Below are 10075 nucleotides of genomic sequence, written 5' to 3' on the forward strand. Positions count from 1 at the left end.
TCATTTTAAATTTTCAGGGGTGCAGTTCTCTGGGATGTTTTTCTCTGCTTCAGAATAGCGGTTATCACTTACCTGTCCCCAGCACTCTTGTTTCTTGGCCCATTCAGAGATCATTTTTCCACCAGCGCCGCGATGAAGTGCTTCATTTACCTCATGCGCCCAAGTTGCTAGTTGTCTTTGCAACTGCGGTGAAATGGCTTGCGTCTGCCAGACACGTTGAAAATTGAAATTATTACCCATTTTAAGCGCGAGCACCGAGACCGTGTAGACCGTGATGTTTCCTTGGAATGCGGGGAACATGGGTCTGATAATCTTCTGGGCAGACTTGAAGAGGATTGCCTTTGCGATCATTTCTTTGAACTGCTCTTGATCCGGGATCACATTCTCCCCAGCACCCTCTCGTTCGGCTAACTCATCCATGAATGCCTGAAAATTCTTCTGGCTACCCAACCCAACAACATGAGGTTTTTGCTCCCAAGTGAGCAGAAACTTCGCTAGATCGGGCTTGGTGATCTTGCGGAATGTCGGGATGGCAGCCTGCAGTTTTTTCTTTTGGACAGGTGTAGTCGTCTCCTTTTCCAGCATCACCTTGTAGCTTCCTGCTGATCGTTCGTAGAACCAGCGGCCCACACCATCCGGACAATATGTGCGCATGGACAGTTTCTCCAGCTCACGGTGGAATGGCTTGTTTGCGGAAAGGTCTGACTGCTTGACGACATTCTGGCTGTTGGCATAGCGAGAAATATTCGAGATCAGCTCTTCGTCATCGCCTTGCCCATTTCGCAGCACGATGATCTTGGCTGGGACTCGTACGTTACTCAGATCTATCTCAGGATTTTTCTTTTTGGCGAAGTAGATAGAGGCAGTCGTCTGCCCGCCGTTAACTATTTGCATACCCTGCAGCCACAGGATGCCCGTTGATCCATCTTTAGCACGGTCCAGTTTGGCGGCATCGGCCACAACAACGATGCCATTGTTGTATGCCATGAAACGGTCAGGATTATTTCGCAGGCTGTCGCGAATCCCCTTGTTCACCCCTTTGCTGTTTACCCCAAGGAATGAGCGTACGTTGGCTTCAAGAATCCGCGGGCCGTATTTTTCGTAGAGAAAGCGTAGTGCCTCACCAGGTACTGCTGTCAGAGCATAGTCATACTCGTCGACACCTGAGCCCGGAACCCATACGCTTGGTAGCGCTGTCCCGCAGAGGTCCTGAAAATTGACTACTAGTTCATCGCGCGGTCGGCCTTGTTGCCAATGGTTAAACAAGCGCTGAATATCCATGACTTCAAGTCGGACCTGCTTGCCCTCGACATCATGGGGGGCGTAGGTCCTTGTTTTGACCAGCGCGTCAGTAATTATGAAGATCCTTATGCTGTCGAGTGTCTTGAAGATACGTTCGACTTCCGTTACCAGAGCGTAGGCATCATTGGTTTCATCGAGCTTTCCGGCTAGCTGCCCGGTTGCGCAGAACCTGAGGAACTGCAGGCCTTCTTTTGCCGCCTTGCCTACTTCTTGGTCGGGAAGGGATTCAATTTCGTCCAGTGCCTTATAGAGACTGACAAAAAGATCGAGCCTGTCGGGGCTTCCATTTTCGTCTGTGGTTTCGGACACCGAGTAGCCACTGATTCTGACCTTATAGGCCGCGCTTTTCCCGCCGATGCTGCCTCCGACTCTTGCCTCGTAATGACAGACCGTTGGCTCAAAGGTGATGCCTTCATCTGCCATGTGTGTCATTACCTGCTCGGTGAAAACGGCCTCGGCAGGAACCGGCGCTGCACCTGGAGCAACATCTTTCTCTATTTCTTCTCTGATTGATGCCTGCGTTTCTCGCAGAAAGTCCACAAGTTCCATCAAACGACTCCAAGTTTCTCAAGCACATCCGAAAGAGGGCAGTTATCGACCGGAAGCAATGCCAGGTCGAGTTCATACTGCGCTCGGCGAATAGGTGTAGGGATGTTGAAAGGTGTCAGCTTAGGAAATTCTGAATCCACGAGATGGATCCTGATCTCGCCTAGCGAAAAACGACGTGTGTAGGTTTCTGCCTGCATGTCCAGATAGCCGACATGAAGCAGTGCCTGCTCGAAAAGTCTTGTCGCTGCAGGATCGGGCTCCAGAAGATGACGAGTATTCGATACGTACTCGGGAAGCGTTATGCCCGACTCGTTCGACCCAAAGCGGAGCGCTGCAAGGAAGAGTGGCGGGCACTGGGAGTCGTCCAACTGGTCCAAAGAGGCAATCCTTACTGGAAAGCCTTCCGTGGCCATTGTTGATTTGACCTCTATTGCACCTGTCCCCAGTTGGAAGTCATGCAGGCCGTCGAGCGGTCCTTTCCATCCATCAACTGCAGAGAAAAGCGGTACGCCTTCATCAAAAAGGTAGCGCAGCAGGCAGATCTCACCTACAAGCCCCAGTTCGGCCTCGACGCTAAGCCCTTCACGGCCCCTGCGCATGAACTCCTGCCATCCGCGTACCCTTCCAAGCAGCCGTTGATACAGCAGCTCTTCAGGGCAGCTATCGGATGAGTCAATAAGCCCGCAGACATCCGTCACAACAGTGGCAAACAGTTCAAGATTGCCCGCAAATTGGCGAACGACTGCAAGCCATTGATATTCGCCAGCAGTCTCGCCAAGAGTCGCTCTTTCCATGCGAAACCCCTGTCCTTGGGGTAGCTGTGAAGTCGGAGCTAACTTGGCACTCGAAAACCCAATCAGAATGGCCTCTTCATTTCCGGGAGCATGCCTGGCGGCTTTTACTCGAAAGGTGCCTGACTGAAAGAGATCTATGGCTCTCCATCCGGGGATCGATGCGTTACCGGGAAGCGCCCTCCAGGTACTCAGAATTTCGGTGCTACTCAGCGCCGCCATATTGCTGCTCCCACAGAAGGTTTGTGACGACATAGGGCACTGATTTCCCCGCATGGCTCGAAGGAAAGCTGATAGCAAATGCAATGATAGGAGTTTTAACGCCTGAAACGTCAGATTGCTCCGGGTCGAGAATAGATATCAGCAGCAGCCCTCTTTCGGGGGCGGGGACTACGGTGTCGGCCCCAAGGCCACGGATACGTCTGATGTAGGGACCGCTTGGAACCTCAGGCAATTCTCTGCCTCTTGAGCGACCCGGGTCGGGTTTCCAACTTTTCTGCGTCAACTCAAGTGCGGCATTCCATGCCGGCTCGTCGATATCCAGCGCCTCGTCCTGAGGTGACAGCAGGCGGCCAATGGAATACTTATCGTCAGTATCTAGAGATTTGTTTTTTCGCTTCATGCGTTTGATCTGAAAGCCCGCAACGTTCTCCGTCTCCGCAACACCACCACCGATTACGGCAACAGTCCAAGAGGTAAGCTCGCCGATGCGACTCATTTCCTCTATGAAGTTCGCGAGTAGATCGCTTCTAACCTTCCGGGAATCCGGGTGCGTTTGATACGACCTTAGAAAGTCGACTACCGGCTGCACCGGAACATCAACCCAATTCACACCGTTCCAGTTGTCTTTTCGGCCATTTCGGCTCCGAGAAGGGATTAAGGACGGCATTCCCAAGCTATCGGCAAGGAAGTTGAAAGCACCTAGGTTCTGTTCGAGCTTTGCAGGGTTTTTGAAGAAACTGACCGTTTCGACAATGTCACCGCTGAAAGACAGATGCAGGGTTTTTGCCGTCCGCATTTTCAGCGGTGATGTGACCATCAATACGGGATGGGACACTACCTTGAGACCATAGTCGCGTGGCGTAAGGCCGCTATCCATCATGAAGTCGAATTCGGCTCTAAGCTCTTCGGCAGCATCGGCAATGTGTTCGAACCATTCGACAAGATCTTCCGTGGTGTAAAGGCGACACAAATCTAGGTAACCTGGTCGATAGCCAAACCAGCGGCCCATTTGCATCAGTGTGTCGTACATCTTGGAGGCGCGGAGAAAGTAGCTGACGCATAGTCCCTCAAGCGTAAGCCCACGTGCCAGTTTGTCACCGCCGATGGCAATGACTTTTAGTCCCGTGGCGCTGTCGGCATAGTCCAATGCATCCTTTGCCGTACCATTGATCATGCGCACATCGATCTGCTCCAGCAGATCCGGTAGAGCCTGTTCTATCTCAATCCAGTCTGTAATTGTGCGGTGATGCGACTCCGATGTTTGCTTTTCAACGCTGTCGCTAGTTGACAGGAAGTCACGGCTCCACAGGCTACGCAGTTCGGATAGAGCGCCCTGATGATCAATGCGTCGTCTGAGACGCTGTTTCAAATGCATGACGTAATCGTGGACTTGTCCGTGTACATGCTGCTGAACAAGGTTGAAGCGGGTAACGTGAACCAGCATGGAGCTGTGCTCTGCTCCCTGGCCACGAAGTTGTCGAATTGTGCATGCAAGGATGAATGCCTGTATTGCCTCGATAAGTGAGGGCGGCATGATATCTGGGGGCGTATGACTGCTTTTGTGACTAACAGGCATCCAGCCACTCTTGCCATCTTCTGAGCATTGGTCCGTGACCGGGCGAACCAGATCGAGCGCACCGAGTCGCCCATTTTCGCTAGCCAGCCCGAAGACTCTTGACGGACCTACGTAACTGGATGGGGCTGAGAGATTGGTGATAAATGCTGCCGGGAACAGGTCTGGTCCTTCCTTGGTGGTTTCGCCTTGTTCATGGATATAGATGTTCGCAAACGGCGTGGCGGTGTAGCCGATATAGGCCTTTCTTGAAAAGGAGTGCAGTATTTGGCGAATGAGGCTGTTGATTGCCGTTGGCTCGTGTTCAAGGTCCGGCTGGCCGTTGTCGTCGACAACTTTCTCTCCTGTATCCACTGATGCATGGTCCGCCTCGTCGTCAACGATCAGAAGGGGGAGATGCGTTACCAGTGGGCGGCCAGTCTCCGGGTCCGTCGTTTCAGCCACATGTTTGTGAATCCACTTCAAAAGGCGCTGTAGGACTGTCTTGTTCTTCTTTACTACGAAAAGCCACGGCTTCTGTTCAGGCGATACGCCAAGGTTCTTTACGAACTTGGTATTGAAGTCACCTGTCTCTGTCCTATTGGTTACGTACTGCGGGCGTAGAGCCGGTGAAGGATCAATCTTTCCTACTCCAATTGCAACGTTGCCTTCACCCTCAATGGGGCTGGTCTCGTAGCCAAGAAATCCTTCATCCAGTCGCATTTGCGTTTGGGAACGCAGGTTGTTGTGAAGGCCTGCCAGTACGATGATTATCTTGTAGCCAGCATCGGCTGCCTTGCAGATCAGGCCCGTATAGTTCCCTGTCTTTCCTGACTGCACATGACCAACCACCATACCGCGACGATCCCATGAGCCTCCGCGTTTCGGATCTTCGAGCATCGAGAGGATGTTGTCGGTTGTCTTGTCGAGTGCTTCTATAGCGCTCCATGGCAGTTTCTTCTCCTGCCATTCTCTGTATCGCCGCCAGTAGCGCCACTCCTTCTTTCGCTCGCTGGTAAGCCAGGGTATGTGCCCGGCCATATCGACAAGCGACGAATCATCACCAACCCAGATACTGAATCGTCTAATGAGTTCGTCAGTGACAGCGGTGCGGTCGAGCCCTTCTGCCTTGTTCGGCATGATCTTCAGCACCATGTCGATCTTTTGCGAAATCAGGGTCGGAGTAATTGCTGACTTGTCCTGTTCGTCTGCAAGCATTTCCTGGACGATTTTGACCACACTCCATTTGTTGTCCTCGGACATTCGCTACGACTCCTTATAAATTGTCAGGCAGAGCATCTACCAAGTAAGGGAAGGCATGGAAGGGTTCTGTCGCTCGGAGTTGTTCCTTGGCGGAGGAGGCTGAATATCCCTTCCTCTCGACCATGCCGCGGTACATGACCATCAGAATCTCACTGACCTCGCTGGATGGTGCCTTCTCGAACCCCGTACACGGGGTATCCTTGTTTTCTGCCGTATCAATCCATATCCGTTGGACAGGAACGGTTTCTTCGATAACTCGCAGCATTGCCTTGATCTGGGGGAGCAATGTTCCTGCTTCATCCAGAACGTCTCTTACTGCAGGGTGGTCGCTATCTATTTTGTATCGTATTCCACTGGCGAGCCGTTCGACCTTCCATGCTTCAGCAACCTGCTTGTTGCCAAGCAATGTTGGTCGTCCTCTATGGGCAAAAGCTCGTCTGGCGCGGGCACGGGTCGCTTCGGCTAAGCTGGTCAACCAGTCTCTAAGATAGATGGGGGGCCGTGCTGTGGACTTCCTGATATCGATTTTCCAGTCGGCATCTGCAGAGTTCGGGATATCAATCCGGATTCTGGCCAGGCGATGGGCTTCGTCCTTTGTCCAAGATCTACCGGTTCCCAGCCCAAGCCAGCTGCCTGCTACCAGAAGGCGTTCGTTGCGGTAAACGTAGAATCCCTGTTGCGCTGTCCAGCCATCAGGGCCGCCCAAGCGCTCGAAGTCTTCAGGCGAAAGCATGTCCTTGTGCGGTAGAACATGACATTCGGCCTCGATACCTCTGATGGATGGATGTTTGAATACGGGAGGGTTGTATGGCTTTCCCGGATGGTCCGTCATAAAGGGATCCCAGGGCCTTACGGGCTGACCATTGAGCAGAACTCTGAGGCGGGGCCTGCTTCCTTCAAGGTATCGGTGAAACACCATTCCGAGATGCTGCTCCACTTTGTCGGCAAGGTTAAGAAAGTCCTGAACCGTACTTCCCGGTGTAATAATTCTGTCTAGTTCCTCCCACAGCACCATTGTTCCTTTGCCTGCATCAGAAAGAGGCTCCAGACATTTCTCCGAGCCTGGGTGGGGGCCCTCTAGAAGGTGCCAGCCGCCATCATGGCTATTGGCTAGGTAGTCGAGGTCCCAGCGTAGAGACTGCATGTTGTCGGTGCCGATTGTCGCTACAGTCAGCCTGCGACACTGTGAGAAGGAGGCGGTCTTGAGTCCAAGGCCAAAACGACCAAGATCAGACTTTGATCGCTCCTCTAGCGGGTTTCGCTCGCCCAGTCTCATGGCAAGATCAAGCCCGGCTGCTGACATTCCAGTGCCGTTGTCTAGGCAGATAATTCGACTCTCTGTCTCTGCCCAGATGAGTTCGACTCTGACTTCCGACGCACCTGCCGCTACACTGTTGTCGATAATGTCGGCCAGTGCTGTCTGTGTGTTGTAGCCAAGCCCACGCAGTGCCTCGACCATTGCGCTGGCCTTTGGAGGGGCATTTCGACTCTTGAATGACGGTGGCAAGTGAACTCTCCCTGTCGAGCATGTAGTGCCTGGATTGACTCTATCTCGTGTCTTTTCCGTTTCTGATAATGCGAGCTACAACATCTGCAATCTGTCGAGCCAGAAGTGGTGGAACTGCGTTGCCCACTTGATGGAATTGCTGCGTTCTGTTTCCGAGAAAGAAATAGTTGTCAGGGAAGGTTTGCAGTCGGGCGGCCTCGCGGACCGTCAGGCTTCTGCATTGTCTGGGATCATAATGAATAAAGTAGTGACCGTCCTTGGCGATATGGCTGGTTATCGTCGTGGAGGGAATGCCCGATCTCTGTACCCGGAAGCGGTCGCTGAACTTTCCGGTCTTCCAGTTTTTATGGTCTGGTTCGAGTCCTGGCAGGTTGAAGTCATGGTGGCCTTTGGGCGAGTCCTTGTATGTCTCGGCAAAGGCGGTAGCGTAAACGTATCTACGCAGATCGGAGCTCATGTGCCCTCGTGCTTCATGATTGAGCCAATACTTGAGCCGAGGATCCAGCAGCCAGCCATCGAGGTGGGTGCCTGTCACGCCATTCCATGCACTCTTTTTGAGAACACGTAATCCTCCCGAGTTCAGGTCTCTACCATCGTAGCTGCTGGCGAGAATGCCGAGTTTTGTGGCTAGACCTAGTCTTTCAGGCGTATCGGGTACCTGTAGAAGGCACTCTTGGTTCAGCTCCCTCAGATGCTCACGCACGGTATCTGCCCAGACATCAGGAGAGTCCTTTACTTTGGTAAGAGTGCTTCGCAAGGGTGGTAGGCAGCCGATTACCTTGTCTATTGATGGTCCTTGGGCTGGTAATAGCTTGTGATCACCAAGAGCGTTTAGATACTCCTCGGAAACACCGAGAAGTATCACTCGATGCCTGGCCTGAGGAACGCCGTAGTTCTCGGCCCGAATGATGTAGTTGCTTGGTTCGATGCTGTCCGGATCAGCTCCGCTTTCGTAGATGTCATCGGCTACCAGCGAACAGATCCTGTACTTTGGCCCGTTTTCGCTTTCTCCCAATGCTGCGTCCGGGTCAGCGAGGTCTCGCAGGATCTGTGGAAACATCTGCTCGCCAGCTACTTTCGATGAAAGAATCCCTTTCACGTTCTCCATCACGAAGACTGCGGGTCTTTTCTTTTGAATGATCCTCAGGTATTCGCGATAGAGAAAGTGTCGATGATCGTCCTCTGCTCGATAGTCCAGTTTTCCGCGATTTCTTGCACGCCCGACGATTGAGTAGGCCTGGCATGGTGGGCCGCCGATCAGAACCCATGGTTTGGTTTCGTCGAGGCGATGTTCCAGCATTCTGTCGAGCCGGATGTTGCCTTCTTCTGTACCCAGCTCCAGCAGCTGCGCCTCGTTGTCAGCATGCTTCCAGGCCTCAAGACTTCTGTTTGTGTAGGGCTCCGCTACATCTGCTGTTTCGCAAAAGTTGTAATAATCCTCTAGGGCCTCGGGTTGTTTGTTTTTCAGCAGCCGGTAGAAAGCCCGGAGTCGCAGGGTGGAGCGAGCCGAGATCTCCATCTCGGCTGAGACCTTGATCTCGAAGGTCTCAGCATTGTTGCTGGAGTGAGAGGAAAAGCCCTCACCGAGACCGCCTGGGCCAGCAAAGAGATCCACGACCTGGATGGGATAGCTACGACTCATGAAACCACGCTGTTTTGAGGAAGTACTAAATGGATGTCGTCGACCGCGCCACAAGATCCCGCATGATGGCTGGCATCAAAGGGAAGGGCACCAAGCCGGAAATGACAGTCAGGCGCTTTCTGCACGCCCATGGCTACCGGTTCCGACTTCATCGCAAAGACCTGCCGGGAAAACCGGATATTATACTGTCTAGACTCAGGGTCTGTATTTTTGTACATGGGTGTTTTTGGCATCGCCATGTTGGATGTAAATATGCTGTCTTGCCCAAGACACGAGTCGATTTCTGGGCGGCCAAGCTTCAATCCAATGTTGAAAGAGACTTGACGGTATTGCAGAGGTTGGAGAGTGATGGATGGAACGTTCTGGTCTTGTGGGAGTGCGAGCTCAGACATCCTGAGACCGCCCTGCTTGCGTTGCTTGAGCGCCTGAGGGCTCTTGAGTAGTGCGGCAGATTGCCAGTGAGCATCCCTGCGCTCTGATGCGTTCACAAGACTTCGTCGAGGGCGGTTAGAATGCTTAAAGCCCACGGGTGGCATTCCCATCCACCTGGCCCGCTTCTCTTCAGGTAGTGGCTTAGGGAGCCCGTAAGTAGTTTGTTGATATCCGCGACAGGGTATCCAAGCACCGATTCAGCGTGGGCAGCTCGGTCCCCCGGGTTGTCTGCAAAGTATCTCAATAGGTCCAATGCGATGGTTCCGAGTTTTGCCGTGCGCTCCAAAAGCGTGTTCTCCCCAAGTGAGGAAGTGCGACCTTGTGGAGGGAGAAGAAGCTCTTCGACCCATACTGATTCGCTCAGAGATTCGGCGAGGTCCGAAATCACTGCGCCACGTTCTATGGTGCGGTAGGCGCCTATAGTTTCCTGTGTGCATTCGGCCTGTGTTCTCAGGACTTGGTCATCTACTTCTGGTTTTTGCGCCTCATCTGCTGGTATCCAATCCCAGTCCAGTGTTTTTTCATCTTCGATGGATATGGCTGTATTGATCTCAGACTCTGTATTTTCAGCAGATGGATTTGTATTCGTAGGGGGGAGCGGGGTGCTGGATCTTTCGCTGAAAAGCAGCTGCATCTGTATCAGCTTGCTCAGGCGTTCTGAGTCGTGCTTTTCGCGCAGGAAATCTACTAGGGATGGTCTGAAGTAGCCATGTATTTCCCCGGCATACCACCTAGCGCAACTTTTAAACTCGCCAAATGATCAAAAAACAATCAATTCGACGAGTATTTCTTACGTTTTCGCCACCCGGACCCCA

At 52.8% G+C, this 10075-nt stretch carries 7 protein-coding genes; 1 reads left to right on the forward strand and 6 read right to left on the reverse strand.

Translation table 11 applies throughout. The annotated features are described in order from the left end of the window. From JFT66_RS15800 to JFT66_RS15820, 5 genes are all read right to left on the reverse strand, one after another. Positions 1-1851, reverse strand: coding sequence for an AIPR family protein (locus JFT66_RS15800; RefSeq protein WP_198859594.1), 1851 nt, complete (start codon positions 1849-1851; stop codon positions 1-3). Then, positions 1851-2918 carry a PD-(D/E)XK motif protein gene (locus JFT66_RS15805; protein ID WP_332875117.1) on the reverse strand — a complete coding sequence of 356 codons (1068 nt, stop codon included), beginning with the start codon at positions 2916-2918 and terminating at the stop codon, positions 1851-1853. Before JFT66_RS15805 ends, JFT66_RS15800 begins: the two co-directional genes overlap by 1 nt. Continuing rightward, positions 2848-5679, reverse strand: coding sequence for a Z1 domain-containing protein (locus JFT66_RS15810; protein ID WP_198859596.1), 2832 nt, complete (start codon positions 5677-5679; stop codon positions 2848-2850). The genes JFT66_RS15805 and JFT66_RS15810 overlap by 71 nt, the downstream gene beginning before the upstream one ends. Positions 5680-5692: 13 nt before the next feature. Then, positions 5693-7138, reverse strand: coding sequence for an ATP-binding protein (locus JFT66_RS15815; protein WP_198859597.1), 1446 nt, complete (start codon positions 7136-7138; stop codon positions 5693-5695). 88 nt (positions 7139-7226) lie between these two features. Next, positions 7227-8828, reverse strand: a complete 1602-nt coding sequence (locus JFT66_RS15820; RefSeq protein WP_198859598.1) for a DNA cytosine methyltransferase — start codon at positions 8826-8828, stop codon at positions 7227-7229. 29 nt (positions 8829-8857) lie between these two features. On the opposite strand from JFT66_RS15820, the gene JFT66_RS15825 reads away from it, so the two are divergent. Next, positions 8858-9271, forward strand: a complete 414-nt coding sequence (locus JFT66_RS15825; protein ID WP_198859599.1) for a very short patch repair endonuclease — start codon at positions 8858-8860, stop codon at positions 9269-9271. Positions 9272-9312: 41 nt separating this feature from the next. Here JFT66_RS15825 and JFT66_RS15830 read toward each other — a convergent pair whose 3' ends face one another. Then, positions 9313-9894 carry a hypothetical protein gene (locus JFT66_RS15830; RefSeq protein WP_198859600.1) on the reverse strand — a complete coding sequence of 194 codons (582 nt, stop codon included), beginning with the start codon at positions 9892-9894 and terminating at the stop codon, positions 9313-9315. Positions 9895-10075: the final 181 nt, after the last annotated feature.

The organism is Pseudomonas sp. MF6755 (assembly GCF_016405635.1).
Classification (GTDB): domain Bacteria; phylum Pseudomonadota; class Gammaproteobacteria; order Pseudomonadales; family Pseudomonadaceae; genus Aquipseudomonas; species Aquipseudomonas haemolytica.

What these genes read in the sequence shown, in the direction of transcription:
- JFT66_RS15800 (WP_198859594.1), bottom strand. Translation starts at nt 1,851, where the DNA reads ATGGAACTTGTGGACTTTCTGCGAGAAACGCAGGCATCAATCAGAGAA.
- JFT66_RS15805 (WP_332875117.1), bottom strand. Translation starts at nt 2,918, where the DNA reads ATGCGGGGAAATCAGTGCCCTATGTCGTCACAAACCTTCTGTGGGAGC.
- JFT66_RS15810 (WP_198859596.1), bottom strand. Translation starts at nt 5,679, where the DNA reads ATGTCCGAGGACAACAAATGGAGTGTGGTCAAAATCGTCCAGGAAATG.
- JFT66_RS15815 (WP_198859597.1), bottom strand. Translation starts at nt 7,138, where the DNA reads ATGGTCGAGGCACTGCGTGGGCTTGGCTACAACACACAGACAGCACTG.
- JFT66_RS15820 (WP_198859598.1), bottom strand. Translation starts at nt 8,828, where the DNA reads ATGAGTCGTAGCTATCCCATCCAGGTCGTGGATCTCTTTGCTGGCCCA.
- JFT66_RS15825 (WP_198859599.1), top strand. Translation starts at nt 8,858, where the DNA reads ATGGATGTCGTCGACCGCGCCACAAGATCCCGCATGATGGCTGGCATC.
- JFT66_RS15830 (WP_198859600.1), bottom strand. Translation starts at nt 9,894, where the DNA reads ATGCAGCTGCTTTTCAGCGAAAGATCCAGCACCCCGCTCCCCCCTACG.